The following is a 16,796-nucleotide window of genomic DNA, read 5'->3' on the forward strand; positions in this document are numbered from 1 at the left end:
GCCTCAACTTACGACGCACAGAAAGCAGCTTTTTTCGGGCACGATTTTTCATACTATAAGTCTTGTTTAAAGCTGAAAATGTCTTCCACATGGCCTTACCCGTCATCACGGAGACATTCTCAAGCCACCTGGCTCTATATGCCTCATTTAAAAAACGAAGCAATGAGCAAAGTCAGTTTAGAAGTAACCGGATGGCTTGCGCCGCCCTTCAACAACCCCCTTCCGAAACACAAGCATAAGGTCCTCAAGACGCACACTATGCTCATCACACGTCACAACATCATTACATGCTGGGCAAAATACCCCCTTTACGGCAGGAATCAAGGTTTCATATCCATCCCACTCGTATCGCCAATCTCTTGTGCCTGGCACTAGGACCGCGCACCCACATGACGGACACATCATGTCTGTAGTTTCGCACGTAAAAAATTGAGCCTTTTTCGGCCCGTCATACCTCCTAGTCTGCTTGCATGCCATTACCAGCTCCTTTTAATTTTCACTTTCGCGCGCGAAAGTGAGTTAGGTTATCGATCAACTGACGCTGTCAGGATTAGCAACAACTCCGTCGAATCAGCCTGATGGCCATGTCCGAACGGAAGGCCCAGGAATGTTGCCGTAGAATTTGTCGTCTTCGAGGTGTTAAGTCCACCCAGTACAACTACCTCACCATCGTCAAGCAACTGGACGGTCTGAACTTCGCGCTTGCTGAGTGTAGGACTACCGTTGACACCGTTGGTCGTAGCGACGAACGAAGACACCTGCGCCTTGATAACGGCCTCAACACGTGAACCGTTTGGGCCACGTACAACACGTGGAACTACATCGAGGATAACGCCGGATGGGCGATAGACAACTGCCTGAGAAGTGTTGCCCTTGTTGTCCAGCTGGATATCGCCGAGGGTCGGAACATCCTCGCCAGTTACGATACTGAATCGCTCACCAGAGTAGACTGCACCCGACGGGGCTGCGATCTGTTTGAATCGACTGTCACGTTTGATGGCGTCAATAACAGCCGAAAAATTCGTACCTTTGAGCGAGATAGCAGCAGCCGAAGATGGAGTCCCAAGAGTGACGCCCAACTGCGAACCGAGAACGTTAGCAAGAACCGACATTCCGAAGCCATCACGACCGGTGCTGGTCACCTCTACAAACGTAGCATTGATCTTAACGCGACCAGCAACAGTGTCGATTTTTTCAAGAAGCGGATGCAGTTTGTCCATGTCCTCAGTATCAAGCTTGAGGACGACCACAGGTCCGGAAACGTGGCAGGCGCCGGGGGAGAACATCGCGCCAACAAACGCACAGATGAACTCCCCTGTACGCGCCACAGGCGTGTATACCTCGTAATCTTTTCTAACAAGAAGAGCAGTGGATACTGGTTGCAAGCCACCGAACGCTACTGGCAGCGGAGAATTAAGGTCGACTGGCATAGCGGGTGGCGAGCTAACTTGCAGAGCCTGAGGGGCTGCTAACGACTTAGGGGCGAGATAGACGACACCGCCAGTTTCACGCTGCTCTACACCAAGCTGATCGAGAAAGCCGACGAGGAAGGATAACAATTCGGATTCCTCGACAGAAATACGCACAGATACCTTCTTGCCCTGAGCCATCAGCTCTGGTGTCTGAACGTAGTTCTTGTGAAGCACCTCGCCATAGGTTGCGTCGAGAAACTTGTTGAGATCCACCCTAGAGAAGTTAAACGCGATGGGCTTGGCGGTTACCGACAAGGCTGTCATGGCGAACACAGCAGCCGCAATGAAATTTTTCATATCAGTCCTTTTTGTAAATCCATTTAGAGCCGACCTTGACACGAATGCCCCCGTCGTCCCTCGCGAAGTCGGTAGTACGTATCACCCGGCCATCGCTGAGGTACGCCACAACAACGTTATTGAAAAACATCACGCCATCGATCGAAATCGAGTTGTCAACGTCGCCCGCTTTGAACTGGTTTAACGTGGCGGAGCCGTGCTTGATAAGATCATTTTGGCTCCCCTTATAAAGCCACCAACTGGCCGACCAGCTGAACAATGCGCCGATGACAAGAGCAGACCCAACGTAGGTGGCGGCGATGGCTTTCGCGATTTGGAATTTGTTCATTGAGTGTCCAACGAGAGAGTAAGGCGCCAAATACGAGAATCGTCCAGGCGACGTAGCGGCATCGAATTTCTGCTCAGTGTCGTATGCCTTGTACAGCCCGGTGCCACGGAAGAACCAGCGGTCAACGATGGGGTCACGCTGGCCAAGGCCATACCGAACAATACCGACATGAACTTTCGGCGGTCGAATATTGAAGCCGGCAAGCTTGCCAAGCAGCCCAACGACTGGGATAGCAAGTCGGTCCATGCGCTTGCAGGTAACCAGATGCTCACCGAATGCGTCGCGTATCTGCTTGTCGAGCATGCCCTCAGTCTGCACGATGATATACACGTGCCAGCGAAGCTTGCGCGCATGCTTAAGCCAGTCGATCATCCCCTGTCGTGACTTGTCAGCCCACTCACGGGCATTGAAACTGCCGGATGCCTCATCGAGCACGATCATGCCGAATTTATCCTCATCAGCAAACGAATCCGAGCCACGCCCAAGTGCATCGAGATCAGCCAGCGAGGGTAAATCAGGAAGACGTGTGAGCGAAATTCGGCGACACTCTACCGGCAGCATTTTCTCAACAAAGATGTCAAGGTTCGTGGCGACCCGGCGACCATTCAGAAGCGCTTCTTTGATCTTCGAAACGCATATCAAGCTCTTACCGCTTCCGAGCATGCCTGTAACAATATAGAAGGCCATAGTGGTTAGCGTCCTGCGGATTCCCAGAAAAGTCCCACATAGAAAGTGGAGCGGTCATACACCCACCGAGTTATCTCCGCGCTGAAAATGACGGATATGCAAACGGAGACATGCGCGGGCCAGAGCACAGCAATGGCGAATGAGATCGAATAGTCACTGATCGCATATTGGACGGTCGTTATAAGGGCAAAGATGGCCGTAAAGAAGGCTGCTGCCAGTCCGCCAAGAAAGGTAATTACCGCGATCACCAGCGATAGGCGCTTGCCAAGATACTTAACGAAGAATTCGAAAAGACTACCAAGAAGACCGATAAAAAAACTGCCGAGCAACTGCATCATGACTCCTTAGCGACGTGCTGGCCGCGTGACAATTTTGAACAAATGCAAAGCGGTGAAGCAGTAGGCAAGAAACGATATAGCCTGCTGCATCATAGGAACGTACTTGCACCAATCGATAACGAAAGCCATGCCAAGTACGTTGTACGACAGCGCACTACAGGCAACCGGCTGAACTGGGATGGCCCAGTTCCAACTGAAAGCAGTGGGCATGTGAGATTGGATAGCCCCCAACACACCTTCATGTGCAGCCTGAACACCGGCAATTGAGGTATCTGTATCTGCGGTCTTGCCATCCAGACCGGAATCATCGATGCCGCACTTAACCTGTGATGCACCACCACATGAGCCGCCGGACGAGGAGCCTGTGCCTGTGCCTGTGCCTGTGCCTGTGCCCGTTCCGGTGCCGGAACCTGTACCTGTGCCGGTTCCAGTGTCGCCAGGAGTACCACCAGTACCACTGGTGCCCGTCTGTCCCGGGTAGCCACCAGTGCCGGGATTGTACGGGCCAGTCTGGACACATTTCCAAGACCCGTCCTGCTGGGTCTGACAAATGTTGAACCCTCCGTTAGCAGTGGGCTCAGCACTCATCTTTTCCCCAGTGGAATTCGACGGCGAAGAGAGCTTTTTGCCGGATACGAGCGACTCCTTGAGGCCATCGCAATTGGGGTTTGCGGAATCAAAATCAAAGGTCTGAGTACCAGCGCTGTACAAAACCTCGCAAGTTGTACTTGCTGGCTTTTTCACCTGAGTAGCATTGGCTAAATTACAGGTAGTGCCGGTTAATGTATAACCTGCGGGACATGTGGGAGTAGCGACAGTCTTGTACCAGACAGCCCGCCAATCGTTAGCCGATATGAAGTATCCGCCAGACCACGACCAACCAACATGTGCCGAGGCCGTGCTATTTTTCGCCGCAGTATCGGCAGCAGTCTGAACCATGCCGGGCTGGTATGTCTGGATAACGTCATACTGTGTAACTGTCGTTCCATTATTTTGGGAGTACTGATACGAGCCAACTCCAGCACTAGCAACAGCACCTAGTGATCCATTTCCGGGCAAAGCTTCAGCCAGTGGAAACGTGGCTTTAGGAGTAGCATCACGGCCCCCATTAGCCGGGTTGTCCCATTTTTTCGTGTCTGGATTCTTGCGAGTGGAGTCCGGGTTAAGCTTAACGACGATGGGCTTTTTGCCGAACGCGTTATCGACGGCAGCAGGATCAATCGCTGGTGTCGTAGCCTTGCAGGCTCCGATAGACGTAAAACCGTTACACTCATACCATAGCCAACCGCTGATAACCCCGATTTGGGCCATAACAATGTCGGTAATGAGCATATTGGTGCCACTGATCAGCCAAGCCGCAGCGAAGGCCGGAAGAATCGCATGCGCCAATGGAGCTACGAAAACGAAACAAAGGACTAGGGCTACTAGCCGTTTTTTGCTGAACAGTGGCACGCGCATATTGAACCGCCTTAGATTTTAGCGGTGAAACGTTTGAACAGCTTGAGGACTACCATGAGGCCCATGACGACGCCAACGACAGGAAACACGGCGTCGAACATGCTCTTACCATCTGCGGAAATCGATGCAACCGTAGTCGCAACAGCAGCGGGTACCTCAGCCATTGCAGAGCCAGCGGCAGCAATCGACAGAACAAAACCAGCGATCAATTTGTTTTTCATTTGAAAATTATCCATATTTAAATTTGCTCAAGAAACCTGCGGAAATAGTTGACAATGAAGCCGCAACAAAAACCGCCGGCATAGACAGCGAGCAATAAACCGCCTAATTCAATTGCGTCCTGCGCGGTCATCTGAGACTCAACCCGGCCTGAAAGCCAAGTGCCCAGACAACCACGCACGACACGACCAGCGCGATATCCTGAATCGGATAATCAGAAAGCATGGATCCCCCCTGCAGATCCCATATCTGGTAAAACTTCGGTCACGAAAAACCCCTCATGACAATTCAGAGCGGCCGTATCGACCGCATCAGCAAGGCCCTCAAATCGTCCCGCCTCATGTGCCCAGGGGGTGAAGGCCACGTCCCCTTTGCAAGGCATTAGAAACAATGCTGATTCCCGGTCCTGGACGATGAACTTTACTTCCGGCCTATGCGGCCACATTTTTGACACCATGGCCGGAAGGCTTCGCTGGCTCGATTGGCTTCAATGAATGAACGATGGTCTTTTGCTTTGTGCCATTCGTGACAATCTCCATTTCAGCAATGGCCATGAAAGGAAGCGAATCAGCAAGGTGCTTGTACTTCTGGTACTCATCTGATTTACCCAGCCCGTATTCGGCGCACGCGGTCCCCATGGCAGAGTCTTTGCTGCTGTCCAGCTCGGTCTCGACATACACCTTGGTGCTGTCAAATTCTGTGCCGTTATCCATCTTGCCTTTGGAGAACTTCATGCCTGTTACTTTGATGGTTGAGCTAAATTTCATTGGATACCCTTAAGTTTTTCATGGCCTACGCAAAACCGTGTTCCCCATTGAGGCCGAAAGATGGGACGGTGTTAATAAAATGAAAAAATGATGGGACATACGGAGGCGGCTCGACGTGAACGGGAGCTGGTCCGGTATCTGCAAAACTGAGGAACGGTTTGAGCCGCTTTGGAAAAGCGTTTTCGTCTTCATTGGTGATCAGATCGAGCGTTTCCTTGTCGCCAAACAACGCGCGAAAGACACGGATATATTTGCCGTACTGGCGCTTAGTCACAGCGATAGAGTCTTCCACCGTGATGTGCTGGGCGCGGGCCTTCACTTCCATGCGGGCAGGCGTTTCGACAGTGGCAAACATTGCCAAGCATGGATATGCGCCGACAAAAAAAGAGCTTGGATCCAGCAACACATCGGGGCGAATAATCGTGTTCGTACTTTTAAACTCAATCTCGCAACGGCACCACAGGGATAGTTTGTCGCCCTCTTTCTTGCCCTTTTCATAGAAGCGAGCAAATTTACTGGAACTTCTCATACCAATCGCCAAAGTGAGCCCCTTTCCGCTATAACGGTCCCAGTTGCCATGCTTCTGAATTTCAGGTGGACGACCTCCTTTTTTAAAGCTGAAGCCCCCATCCAACCACTGCTGATATGCCCAATGTACGGACAGATATGCGCCGGTAAGATCGTCATGAGCCAAATCAATACGTGAAATAGTCGGTCGGATGGCAGTTTTCGTGAGGAAATCGTATAGCCGCTTTTCCCAACCGGCAACGGCATTCAAGCACCCCTGACCAGTCAACGTAATCAACATTGTCGAGCGCTGGCTCCCGAAGCAAACGAAGCCCATATCGTCTCCAAGGACCCATGAGTCACGGTAAAAATTCATGCCCTTACCGCGATTGGCCGTTATGCCAAAGCCGAAAATTTTTTCGAGTTGCCGACTGGCTTCAACAATGATCTGATCATCAGAAATAAGCTGCTCGCGTGCGGTCTTGAACCAGGTATCTTCCAATACCGAAAAATTGATCCAGTCGATCACGCAGGTTTGAGCTGCTGATGGACGACGAACCATCACCGACTTGATCTTTCCGCTATCGGTCATTACCAGCTCGACTTCACCCAAGTCTTCGTCACAGATGCTCGACCAGGCCTCAGATTCGGCGCTTTCTAAGTTTTCCCCCATGTTATTAATGGGGGGGCATCCGGCGGCGCTTACATGCGCTATTTGCGGCACTAACCCTACACTTTCGGCCTCTGCACCGATCCGCACCGGCAGCGCTGGCGCGCTGACGGAACGGTCGGCGCATGCGGCCGCAGGTTTTCCGACACCGTAAATCTGCGATTTAACGGAGCGAGCCTGAGTGGAACAGCCGGATGCTTCTGCATAGGGGCTGAACGGCTCCTTGCGACTGCCCTTGATAAGGGTCTTACGTACCGGCCTCATGCACATACCTCGGTCTTGCGAGGACGTCCACGGCGCTTAACGTCTAAGCACACAGCCATCCCAGGCTTGTCACTTACTGGCTTGACGACAAATTTTTCGAACCAAGCGGACACATCCTCAATACGCCAAAGCAAACGCTTATTGCCAGGCAGTCGGCAAATTGGAGGCAATGTCGATGGATTACGCGAAGCATCACTACGGACGCTCGAAGGCGACTTGTGAATCAGCTCAGCCAACTGATCTACGCTCAACAAGTTTAATTTCATATGAAAGTGAATAGCGATCTAAATGGTGTATATTTTCTACACGGTGTATGAAATATACACTGTATTGCATTTCGTTGCAACATAACCGCAAACTCGTCACAATTCGCACATATAAAGGACAAGACGAATGACCAGAACGAACAAAGATGTTGAGTTGAGCGAACGTCTTCGTCAGCAGATCGAAGATAGATTTGGTGATCGAGGAAAATTTAGGTTGCTGGAAGAGGCGAGCGGTATTCCCGCATCCCGATGGAAGAATTTCTTCTACAAAAAGCAAGAAGCAACCTCACCATTGATTGAATTTTGGATAACAAAATTTCCGGAAGATGAAAGTTGGGTCCTGGAAGGCGTGAAAAGACCAAGCAAGGAGGACTTCCCGTTCTTGACTAGTCCTCCGACACGCTGGCAAGGACAGACAATGGGGGATCGACTGAACTGGGTAATAGCCGAATGGGCATCCCCTAAAGGAGATTCGCTTTTCGCCTATCTCCAGGAGCGATCGAAAGATGAGATTACAGCTGAGGAGTGGAGGGCGGTTTTTCTAGGAAAAACACAGCCAACAACGGAAATGATCGCGTTGGTATGTTCAGCACGTCCACACTTCACGCAGTGGGTGCTGTTGGGATCAGTAATATCGCAAATAGAGGTAGATCCAACAAACAACGCTTCAATACAACGCTGGAAGGAATTTCAGAGTCAAGAGTGGAATACGTTACAAAATTTGATATTGAAGAGCCGAGAGAAAGAGCAACAAAAATAGCTATAACAGACGCCGTAAACGCTGGCACAATTTTGGCACAGTGAGTGTGCCAAAATATGCGAAATAACGCATTACATCGCAAACAAATGCAACAGCTAAATGCTTGATTTATATAGGAAATTCTGGTGCGGCTGGCGGGGATCGAACCCACGACCCTTGGCTTCGGAGGCCAATACTCTATCCACTGAGCTACAGCCGCGTAGGGGGAAACTTGGAGTGATGCGAAGGATACCGTTTTTCTTTACCTACGTCTATGGAAACTGTCGTATCGCGGGCAATTGCATGTCATGGCCTTTTTTTTATGCCTATAATTGGGAGTTTCATAAAGGTTTACATCCAGGCATGTAAAAATGCTACCGTACAAGGCCATCGTTTCGAATCTGGATTAAGGACATCATGAGCGACGCACATAACGAACAACAATCAGCGATCAAAACTCCTAAGCAATTGCTTGCCGCCGTAGCCGGTTTCTTCCTGGTCACCGTCATCGGCATCATCTTGCTGGTGCAATTTGTCACGACCCAAAAACTGACGGGGGCCGGTTCGGACAGCCAGTCGCCGGACGCCATCGCAGCCCGCCTGGCCCCGGTTGCCGATAGCGGGTATACCTTCAAGGACGCCAGCGGCCCGAAAGTGCTGTTGAGCGGCGAAGCGGTCTATACGGCAACGTGCGTGGCTTGCCACGGCGCTGGCGTGGCCGGTGCGCCGAAGTTTGGCGATGCGGCCAGCTGGACGGCACGCCTGGCGCAAGGCTATGACACGGTCTTGAAACACGCCATCGAAGGCTTGCGCGCGATGCCGGCCAAGGGCGGCAATCCGGACCTGGACGATGTGGAAGTGGCGCGCGCCGTGGTCTACATGGCCAACGCGTCGGGCGGCAAGTTCAAGGAACCGGAAGTGCCGGCGCCCGCTGCCGCAGCAGCGGAGGGCGCATCGGCATCGGCAGCAGCAGCCACCCCGGCCAAGTAAGTCTCCAGCCCATGGGAAAAACCGCCTTCACTGGCGGTTTTTTTTCGCCTCAAAAACTTTCACCAAGCGTAAAAAAGCCGCCCGGCTTGCGCGGGGCGGCTTTTCTTTACAGCATCAATTGATGCATTACCACATGATGACGCGCTCTTTCGGTGGCAAGTACATCTTGTCGCCCGGTTTCACGCCAAACGCTTCGTAGAAGCCAGGCTGGTTGCGCACGGTGCCGTTGACGCGGAACTGGCCAGGCGAATGCGGATCCGTTTTCAGGTAGACCAGTTGCTGCGCTTCCCGCATTTTCATGCGCCATACTTGCGCCCAGCCGCTGTAGAAGCGCTGGTTGCCCGTCAAGCCGTCGATGACCGGGGCTTTTTTGCCATGCAGTGCCAGCTTGTAGGCTTTGTAGGCAATTGCCAGGCCCGAGTTGTCGGCGATGTTTTCGCCCAGGGTCAGCTCGCCATTGACGAAATAACCTTTGACCGGGCTGAAGCCATTGTACTGGGCCACCAGCTGCTTGGTTTTCGCGGCGAAGTTTTTATGGTCCGCCTTGGTCCACCAGTCACGCAGGTTGCCGTCGCCGTCATATTGCGCGCCCTGGTCGTCGAAGCCGTGGCTGATTTCATGGCCGATCACGGCGCCAATCGCGCCATAGTTGACGGCGTCGTCAGCGTTGGCGTCAAAGAACGGTGCTTGCAGGATCGACGCCGGGAAGACGATTTCATTCATCTCCGGATTGTAGTAAGCATTCACTGTCTGTGGCGTCATGCCCCATTCGTCGCGGTCGATCGGTTGGCCCAGCTTGTTCAGTTCGCGGTTGTACGACACCAGGTTGGCACGCTGGATGTTGCCGATCAAGTCGTCCGGGGTGACCGTCAGCGCCGAGTAATCGCGCCATTTGTTCGGGTAAGCGATCTTGGTGGTGAACTTGGACAGCTTGATTTGCGCCTGTTTCTTGGTGGCCGGGCTCATCCAGTCCAGCTTGTCGATGCTTTGCTTGTACGCCGTCAGCAGGTTTTTCACCAGCGCTTCCATGCGCACTTTGCGCTCGGCCGGGAAATATTGCTCGACGTACAGTTGACCGACGGCTTCGCCCAGCGCGCCTTCGACGGCGCTCACGCCGCGTTTCCAGCGTGGCCGCATTTCCGTCACGCCCGTCAGGGTGGTGCCATAGAAAGCGAAGTTTTCATCGACGAAGGCTTTTGGCAGGTAGCTCGCATTCGCGTGCAGCAACTGCCATTGGAAATACGCTTTCCAGGTAGCGATCGGGGTCTTGTTGGCGATCTCGGCAAAGCCTTTCAGGTAGCTGGGCTGGCTGACGATCACATAGCTGACCTTGCCGGCGATACCGGTATCTTTCAGGTACGTCGCCCAGTCAAAACCTGGCGCCACGTCGGCCAGCTTGGCCAGGTCTACCTTGTTGTAGGCCTTGACGGGATCGCGGTTCTCGACCTTGCTCCATTGCACTTTGGCCAGTTCCGTTTCCAGCGCCAGGATAGCCTTGGCGTTGGCGGCAGCGTTCTGGTCGCCGGCCAGGCTGAGGATTTTTTCCACGTGGGTCAGGTATTTGGCGCGCGTATCGGCCTTGCCTTCTTCCAGGTAGTAATCGCGGTCAGGCAAGCCCAGGCCGCTTTGGCCGATGTCGGCCACGTACTTGGTGGAATCCTTGGCGTCTTGGTGGATACCGAAATCGTAAGGCAAGTTCACGCCCAGCTTGCTGAACTCGGCGATGAAGGCGGGCAGTTCGCTGGTATCTTTCAAGGCGGCAATCTTGGCCAACTGGGCGTTCAAGGGAGTCAGGCCCAGGCTTTCCAGCTTGGCTTCATCCATGAAGCTGGTATAGAAGTCACCGATTTTTTGCGTATTCGAACCGGCGGCGCGGTTCTTGTCGGCAGCGGCGCCTTCCACGATGCCGCGCAACTGTGTCTGGGTGTCATCTGCCAGTTTGGCGAAGCTGCCCCAGCTCGACTTGTCGGCAGGAATGACCGTGTCAGCCAGCCATTTGCCATTCAGGTGCTGGAACAGGTCGTCCTGGGCGCGCACGGCTGGATCGACGTATTCGGTGGCGATACCGGACGCCAGGGTGGCTGGCACGGCGGCAGTGGCGACAACTTTCTTGGACGCATCAGCGGCGCCGGCCATGCCGGACACGCCGGCGAGCAAACTCAGTGTCAATGCACTTAACAGATAACGATTCACAGTAGTCCTCAACATTGTATGGAATTATTGTATGAAATATCAGGGTCAGAACGCATCAGGCTTCTGGCCCGGTTTTTGACTGTAGCATAAGCAATTGAACGGAAGAAAGAACTTTCTGGGAATGCAAAAAAAGACCACGCAAGGTGGTCTTTTTTTTGCTCAGGTGCATATATTTATACTATTTCTGCATAAGGTTTGCACCACAGCAGCGCATTACCAGATGATGACGCGGTTTTCCGGGGCGACATACATCTTGTCGCCAGGTTTCACGTCAAACGCTTCGTAGAAACCAGGCTGGTTGACCATGGTGCCGTTAGCGCGGTACTGGCCTGGCGAGTGCGGGTCGGTCTTGATTTGCACGATTTGTTGCGCTTCACGCATCTTGCTGCGCCATACCTGGCCAAAGCCCATGTAGAAGCGCTGGTCGCCCGTCAAGCCGTCAATCACCGGGGCAGGTTTGCCGCCCAGCGAGATCTTGTAGGCTTTGTAGGCAATCGCCAGGCCGGAATTGTCGGCAATGTTTTCGCCCAGGGTCAGCGCGCCATTGACGTGGTAGCCAGGCAGCGGGCTGTAGCCATCGTATTGCTTGGTCAGCGCGTCGGTCTTGGCGGCGAAGTTCTTGCGGTCTTCCGGGGTCCACCAGTCGCGCAGGTTGCCGTCGCCGTCGGACTGGCTGCCCTTGTCGTCGAAGCCGTGGCTGATTTCATGGCCGATCACGGCGCCGATGGCGCCATAGTTGACGGCGTCGTCCGCCTTGGCGTCGAAGAATGGCGGTTGCAAGATCGACGCCGGGAAGACGATTTCATTCATCGTCGAGCTGTAATAGGCGTTCACCGTTTGCGGCGTCATGCCCCACTCTTCGCGGTCGATCGGTTTGCCCAGCTTGGCCACATTGCGTGCGGAAGCGAAATTGGCAGCGCGCATCATGTTGCCCACCAGGTCGCCCTGCACGATTTGCAGTTTCGAGTAATCACGCCATTTGTTTGGATAGCCGATCTTCGGCGTGAACTTGGCCAGCTTGATTTGCGCTTCTTTCTTGGTTTCCGGACTCATCCAGTCCAGGGTGTCGATGCTTTGCTTGTAGGCGGCCAGCACGTTTTTCACCAGTTCTTCCATGTGCGCCTTGCGGTCGGCCGGGAAGTATTGCGCCACATACAGTTTGCCCACGGCTTCGCCCAGCACGCTGTCGACCGCGCCCACGCCACGCTTCCAGCGCGGCTGGTTTTCCGTCACGCCGCTCAGGGTCGTGCCGTAGAAGGCAAAGCTTTCATCGACGAAGTTTTTCGACAGGTAGCTGGCGTAGCTGCGCAGCAAGTGCCATTCGAAGTAGGCTTTCAGGGTGTCCAGGTCGGTGGCGGCCAGCACCTTGTTGTAACCGGCCAGATAGCTAGGCTGGTTGACGATGACGTAATCGACCTTGCTGGCGATGCTAGACGCGGCCAGGCCGGCTTTCAGGTCGTAGCCTGGCGTCAAGTCATTGAGCTTGGCCACTTCGGTCTTGTTGTAGCGCTTGATCGGGTCGCGGTTCTCGACCTTGGTCCATTGCACTTCGGCCAGCGCAGTTTCCAGGTCCACCACGGCCTTGGCGTGGGCAGCGGCGTGCTTGTCGCCGGCCATGGCCAGCATTTTTTCCACGTGCGCCTGGTATTTGGCTTTCACGGGAGCTTGCTTGGCTTCCAGGTAGTAGTCGCGGTCGGGCATGCCCAGGCCGCTTTGGCTGACGTAGGCAGCATATTTGGTCGACTCGCGCGCATCCTGGCCCACGTACACGGCGTACGGGGTAGCCACGCCAACCTGGCCCAGGTGGGCGATCAGGGCCGGTACACCCTTCTTGTCGCGCAGCGAGCGGATGCGGTTCAGCTCGCCGGTCAGCGGTTTCACGCCCAGCGCTTCGAGGTGAGCCTCATCCATGTAGCTGGCGTACAGGTCGCCGATCTTTTGCGCTTCCGAACCGGCCTTCTTGTTCTTGTCCTGTTGCGTGGCTTCGATGATGCCGCGCAATTGCGGTGTCGTGTCGTCGCGCAGCTTGGCGAACGAACCCCAGCTCGACTTGTCGGCAGGGATTTCGGCCGTGGCCAGCCACTTGCCGTTCAGGTGGGTAAAGAAATCGTCCTGCACGCGCACGGCAGGGTCGATGTATTGCACGTCGATGCCGGAAATGGCGCCGGCCGCAGCTGGCGCAGCAGTCGGTGCAACGGTCGGTGCGGCAGTGGTCGATGCCGGTTCGGCGGCGTTGGCAAATGCGGCCAACAGGGTCAGGGTCAGGCTGCTCAAGAGGTAACGGTTCACGAATTGTCCTTATGGGGCGTGTCAAAAAGATCGGGCGGATAGCGTCGGGCGGGTAGCCCGCCGCGCCCGGCGCTTCAGGAATGTAGCACGTCAAGTCCAGGCTTGACCATCCCCGACTCCCCTGGCATACAGGGGTTTTGTTGCTTTAAAAAAACATTAAAACTTGGTTTCCAGTCGAATATTCCAGACAGTATTGGTCGGCGACGTGGTCAATGCGCTTTGCAGCAGGCCGTTCGTCAGCACGTCGCGGCCATTGATGTAATCGTCGTGCAGCAGGTTGCTGGCGGAAATGCGCAGTTGCGTGCGCGCATCGAATTTCCACAAGCCATACATATCGAGTCCCCGCTTGGCCGTGCCATACACGGTTTCCGTCAGGCTGGTCTGGATGGTGGTGGCCGGCGTCCAGTTATAGCTGCCGCCCAGGGTCAGCGGCACTTCCCTGATGCGGTAGTCGAGGCCCAGGTTGGCCGTCTGCTTGGCCTGCTGGTCGAGCCGGTTGTTAGGGCCGGGAATGCCTTCCACGTTCGACCAGAAACGGCTGTAATTGGCGCGAAAATCGATGGCGGGCGCATTCGGCAGCAATTCCACCAGCTGGAACTTCGCTTCCAGTTCGATGCCGCTGGTGCGCGCATTGCCGATATTGGTGGGCGTGGACACCCAGCGCGGGCCCGTCAAGGTGTTTTGCAGGCTGGTTACACGGCGCATCAGATTATCGATCTGGCGCGTAAAACCGCTCACGCTGAGGATGCCGGCGCGGCCCAGATAATGCTCGTAGGCCAGATCAATCCCCGTCGCCAGTTCCGGTTTCAGATTCGGATTGCCGGTACGGTCAGGCCGCGTGGCGCTGTTCAGGCGCGACAGCGACGGCAGGGCGATCAGGTCGTTCAGGGCCGGCGCGCGGTAGCTGCGCGTCAAGCTCATGCGCACCTGGTCTTTTTCATGGCCGGGGATGCGCCATACGCCGTGTAACAACGGGCTCCAGACGCTGCTGGTATTGCTGACGGTACCGCTGCTGCGGTCGCTGAGGGTGCGGATACCTTCCCAGCGCAAGCCGAAATACGCGGCCCACTGGGGCGTGATATCCCATTCATCCTGGGCGAACAGGGCCAGGCGGCGCGTCTCGGCCGTCAGGTTGTCGCCCGAATCGACAAAACCGGGCAAGCCATTGTCCAGCGACACGCGGGTCTGCTCGCGCTTGCCCCATTCCGCATCCCAGCCGGCCGCCAGTAAATGGCCCTTGCCCAAGGGCGAAGTGTATTTGCCGCCCGTATTGACACTGCGGTCGCGCGTGCTGTCGGTATCGAGGAAGTTGTCGAGCAGCTTGCCGCTGGCATCGTATTGATTGCGCACCGCGTCGCTATCGCTCTTGCCGCTGCCAAAGCCAAACTTCACATCCAGCTTGGCCGCGCCGTCCATCTTGTGCAGCCAGTTGCCGAAACCGCGCAAAAAGGTACTGGTCGAGGTGCTGCTGCCGGCGGCAGTGTGGTATTCAGGGGCGATTTGCCCGATCGACTGGTCCAGCAGGCTGCTGGTGGCGCCATCGCTGCGGTTGCTCATCAGAAACGGCTGGAAGTTCAAGGTATCGCCGCCGTCGAACTTGTAGGACAGGCGCGGCGTCAGGTGCAGCGAGGTGGAGCGGCGCATGCTGATATCCTGCACCTGCTGGTCTTTTTCCAGCACGCCATCGGCCAGCTCGGTATCGAAATTGTGCGTGCGGTTGATGTCTTGCTGGCGGTTTTGCGACACGGTCGCCGACAGCAGATAGGTCAGGCTACCCACCTTGCCCGGCACCATCAGCGACAGATTGGGGCCATGGCGGCCCTTTTCGATGCTGTCGGTGACTTTTAACTGGATATCGCGCTGCTGGTAGCCGTCGCGCAAGATGATATTGATGGTGCCGGCGATGGCGCGCGTGCTGTTCTCGGCCACCGGGCCGCGCATCACTTCGATGCGCTCGACCTGGTCGGGCGAGAGCGAGTCCATGGAAAAACCGGCCGGCGGGCGCTCGCCATTGAGCAGCACCTGCGTGTAGCCGCTACCGAGGCCGCGCATGCGGATTTCACCGCCGCGGCCAGGCTTGCCGCCCATGGTCACGCCCGGCAAGCGTTTCAGCACATCGCCCAGGCTGGTGTCGCCATTGCGGTCCAGTTCTTCGCGGCCATACACCTGCTTGCCCGCCGTCGACTGGCGCCGCTCATCCATGTCGCTGGCGCGGCTGCCATTGACGGTGACGGCCGGCACCTCCTTGCCATCCTTGTCTTGCACCATCACGCTGGTGTCGGCAGGCTGGGATTGACCAAAGGCAGGCGCCATCAGCGCAGTGGAACTCAACAGCGCCAGGCTGGCGGCGGAAATCAGTTTACTCATGGAGACAGTGCAAGTGGAGGTGACGCTGTGGCTGATGTTGTAGCTTCAGCAATGTAAAAATCGTATTCTAGGTGCCCGGCCCCAGCCGTGGCCGGCAGCGTGGCCGTTTTTTACTTTACGATACATTTGCACAACAATTAAGCAACAATTCCCTGCCACCGCATACAACACTTTGCGCCCAGTTCCCCCGCCAGGGCGCTTGCCGCCTCAGTTTTCGAGCGCAGTTGTTGAACTCCGTTTCACAATTAATTGAAAGGAATATTCACCCCGCCGCCGACGTTGCCGGAACCGGCGCCGGCACCGCCCATGCCCCCCATTCCGCCCATGCCGCCGCCGGCGCCACCGCGGCCACCGCCTTTGCGTCCGCCACGGTCGCCACTGGGCGCGCCTGGCGTATCGCTGTGCGGCACGGCGCCATCCATCACGCGCGCCATCTGGCCGGCAATAAACTGGGCCACGGCGTGGCGCTGGCTTTCATCGAGCGCATCGTTGACGGTCAGCCACCATTCGCGCAACTGCTTTTCTTCGGCCAGGCTGATCGCACTTTCATTGTCAAGCCCCCCGACCAGGTCGCGCAGTTCCAGTTGCGGCGCTGCCAGGCCCGCCTGCACACTGGCTTGCAGGCGCTCGCGGCGCGCCTTGCGCTCGCGCAGCAATTGCCGCGTCTTCGCTTCCACCTGCTGCCACAAGATGTTCTGATTCGCATTGAGCTTCAATTCGGTCTTGAAATCGGGCGCCATGGGCAACAAATCTTCCAGGTGCATCTCGGTGATCGGTATGGCCGACGCCGTCAAGGCCGTCGTGGAGAGCAACAGGGCCAGGCTGAATCTACGCAAGGAAGGCAACAAGGTCAGGGATGTCATGGGGGCTCCGGATAAAAAAAAGCCTGCGTCCTGAGACGCAGGCAAAACCACTTCGGGTCGAGAATGCGAATTCACTATATGA

At 55.5% G+C, this 16,796-nt stretch carries 14 protein-coding genes and 1 tRNA gene; 2 read left to right on the plus strand and 13 right to left on the minus strand.

The genetic code is table 11. The annotated features are described in order from the left end of the window. Positions 1-177 precede the first annotated feature (177 nt). From ACL9RI_RS18370 to ACL9RI_RS18405, 8 genes are all read right to left on the minus strand, one after another. On the minus strand, positions 178-477 hold the full coding sequence (locus ACL9RI_RS18370) for a type II toxin-antitoxin system MqsA family antitoxin (RefSeq protein WP_422727951.1): 300 nt from the start codon (positions 475-477) through the stop codon (positions 178-180). Between the two features lie 47 nt (positions 478-524). Further along, the gene (locus ACL9RI_RS18375) at positions 525-1,769 is read right to left on the minus strand and encodes a type II secretion system protein GspD (RefSeq protein WP_422727952.1); all 1,245 of its coding nucleotides are present in this window, start codon (positions 1,767-1,769) and stop codon (positions 525-527) included. Position 1,770: 1 nt separating this feature from the next. Next, a complete protein-coding gene (locus ACL9RI_RS18380; RefSeq protein WP_422727953.1) occupies positions 1,771-2,784 on the minus strand; it encodes a zonular occludens toxin domain-containing protein in 1,014 nt (337 codons plus the stop codon). 5 nt (positions 2,785-2,789) lie between these two features. Further along, positions 2,790-3,119 carry a DUF5455 family protein gene (locus ACL9RI_RS18385; protein ID WP_422727954.1) on the minus strand — a complete coding sequence of 110 codons (330 nt, stop codon included), beginning with the start codon at positions 3,117-3,119 and terminating at the stop codon, positions 2,790-2,792. A gap of 9 nt (positions 3,120-3,128) precedes the next feature. Further along, complete coding sequence (locus ACL9RI_RS18390; protein WP_422727955.1) at positions 3,129-4,580, minus strand: hypothetical protein; 1,452 nt, start codon at positions 4,578-4,580, stop codon at positions 3,129-3,131. An 11-nt stretch (positions 4,581-4,591) separates the two neighbouring features. Next, positions 4,592-4,816 (minus strand): major coat protein, encoded by a 225-nt coding sequence (locus ACL9RI_RS18395; protein ID WP_422727956.1) that lies wholly within the window; start codon positions 4,814-4,816, stop codon positions 4,592-4,594. A gap of 414 nt (positions 4,817-5,230) precedes the next feature. Continuing rightward, complete coding sequence (locus ACL9RI_RS18400; RefSeq protein ID WP_422727957.1) at positions 5,231-5,566, minus strand: hypothetical protein; 336 nt, start codon at positions 5,564-5,566, stop codon at positions 5,231-5,233. A 25-nt stretch (positions 5,567-5,591) separates the two neighbouring features. Then, entirely contained in the window at positions 5,592-7,007 is a 1,416-nt protein-coding gene (locus tag ACL9RI_RS18405; RefSeq protein WP_422727958.1) for a replication initiation factor domain-containing protein, read from the minus strand. A gap of 393 nt (positions 7,008-7,400) precedes the next feature. Here ACL9RI_RS18405 and ACL9RI_RS18410 point away from each other — a divergent pair, with 393 nt between their 5' ends. Beyond that, complete coding sequence (locus ACL9RI_RS18410; protein WP_422727959.1) at positions 7,401-8,033, plus strand: hypothetical protein; 633 nt, start codon at positions 7,401-7,403, stop codon at positions 8,031-8,033. Between the two features lie 123 nt (positions 8,034-8,156). Here ACL9RI_RS18410 and ACL9RI_RS18415 read toward each other — a convergent pair. Next, positions 8,157-8,232, minus strand: a tRNA-Arg gene (locus tag ACL9RI_RS18415). Positions 8,233-8,429: 197 nt separating this feature from the next. On the opposite strand from ACL9RI_RS18415, the gene ACL9RI_RS18420 reads away from it, so the two are divergent. Next, positions 8,430-9,002 (plus strand): c-type cytochrome, encoded by a 573-nt coding sequence (locus ACL9RI_RS18420; RefSeq protein ID WP_422727960.1) that lies wholly within the window; start codon positions 8,430-8,432, stop codon positions 9,000-9,002. 126 nt (positions 9,003-9,128) lie between these two features. Here the strand turns inward: ACL9RI_RS18420 and ACL9RI_RS18425 are convergent, their stop codons facing one another. The 4 genes from ACL9RI_RS18425 to ACL9RI_RS18440 form a co-directional block, all read right to left on the minus strand. Further along, the gene (locus ACL9RI_RS18425; RefSeq protein WP_422728126.1) at positions 9,129-11,138 is read right to left on the minus strand and encodes a M13 family metallopeptidase; all 2,010 of its coding nucleotides are present in this window, start codon (positions 11,136-11,138) and stop codon (positions 9,129-9,131) included. Between the two features lie 270 nt (positions 11,139-11,408). After that, on the minus strand, positions 11,409-13,484 hold the full coding sequence (locus ACL9RI_RS18430; protein WP_422727961.1) for a M13 family metallopeptidase: 2,076 nt from the start codon (positions 13,482-13,484) through the stop codon (positions 11,409-11,411). A gap of 156 nt (positions 13,485-13,640) precedes the next feature. Further along, positions 13,641-15,851: a TonB-dependent receptor plug domain-containing protein gene (locus tag ACL9RI_RS18435; protein ID WP_422727962.1), complete on the minus strand. Its 2,211-nt coding sequence runs from the start codon at positions 15,849-15,851 to the stop codon at positions 13,641-13,643. Between the two features lie 245 nt (positions 15,852-16,096). Then, positions 16,097-16,714, minus strand: a complete 618-nt coding sequence (locus ACL9RI_RS18440; protein WP_422727963.1) for a hypothetical protein — start codon at positions 16,712-16,714, stop codon at positions 16,097-16,099. Between the last annotated feature and the right edge of the window lie 82 nt (positions 16,715-16,796).

It is taken from the genome of Janthinobacterium sp. Mn2066 (assembly GCF_049319705.1).
Classification (GTDB): domain Bacteria; phylum Pseudomonadota; class Gammaproteobacteria; order Burkholderiales; family Burkholderiaceae_D; genus Janthinobacterium.

Coding starts and splice junctions, on each gene's coding strand:
- ACL9RI_RS18385 (WP_422727954.1), bottom strand. CDS start 3,119: ATGCAGTTGCTCGGCAGTTTTTTTATCGGTCTTCTTGGTAGTCTTTTC.
- ACL9RI_RS18400 (WP_422727957.1), bottom strand. CDS start 5,566: ATGAAATTTAGCTCAACCATCAAAGTAACAGGCATGAAGTTCTCCAAA.
- ACL9RI_RS18405 (WP_422727958.1), bottom strand. CDS start 7,007: ATGAGGCCGGTACGTAAGACCCTTATCAAGGGCAGTCGCAAGGAGCCG.
- ACL9RI_RS18410 (WP_422727959.1), top strand. CDS start 7,401: ATGACCAGAACGAACAAAGATGTTGAGTTGAGCGAACGTCTTCGTCAG.
- ACL9RI_RS18440 (WP_422727963.1), bottom strand. CDS start 16,714: ATGACATCCCTGACCTTGTTGCCTTCCTTGCGTAGATTCAGCCTGGCC.
- ACL9RI_RS18435 (WP_422727962.1), bottom strand. CDS start 15,851: ATGAGTAAACTGATTTCCGCCGCCAGCCTGGCGCTGTTGAGTTCCACT.
- ACL9RI_RS18370 (WP_422727951.1), bottom strand. CDS start 477: ATGGCATGCAAGCAGACTAGGAGGTATGACGGGCCGAAAAAGGCTCAA.
- ACL9RI_RS18375 (WP_422727952.1), bottom strand. CDS start 1,769: ATGAAAAATTTCATTGCGGCTGCTGTGTTCGCCATGACAGCCTTGTCG.
- ACL9RI_RS18395 (WP_422727956.1), bottom strand. CDS start 4,816: ATGGATAATTTTCAAATGAAAAACAAATTGATCGCTGGTTTTGTTCTG.
- ACL9RI_RS18425 (WP_422728126.1), bottom strand. CDS start 11,138: ATGGCCGGCGCCGCTGATGCGTCCAAGAAAGTTGTCGCCACTGCCGCC.
- ACL9RI_RS18380 (WP_422727953.1), bottom strand. CDS start 2,784: ATGGCCTTCTATATTGTTACAGGCATGCTCGGAAGCGGTAAGAGCTTG.
- ACL9RI_RS18420 (WP_422727960.1), top strand. CDS start 8,430: ATGAGCGACGCACATAACGAACAACAATCAGCGATCAAAACTCCTAAG.
- ACL9RI_RS18390 (WP_422727955.1), bottom strand. CDS start 4,580: ATGCGCGTGCCACTGTTCAGCAAAAAACGGCTAGTAGCCCTAGTCCTT.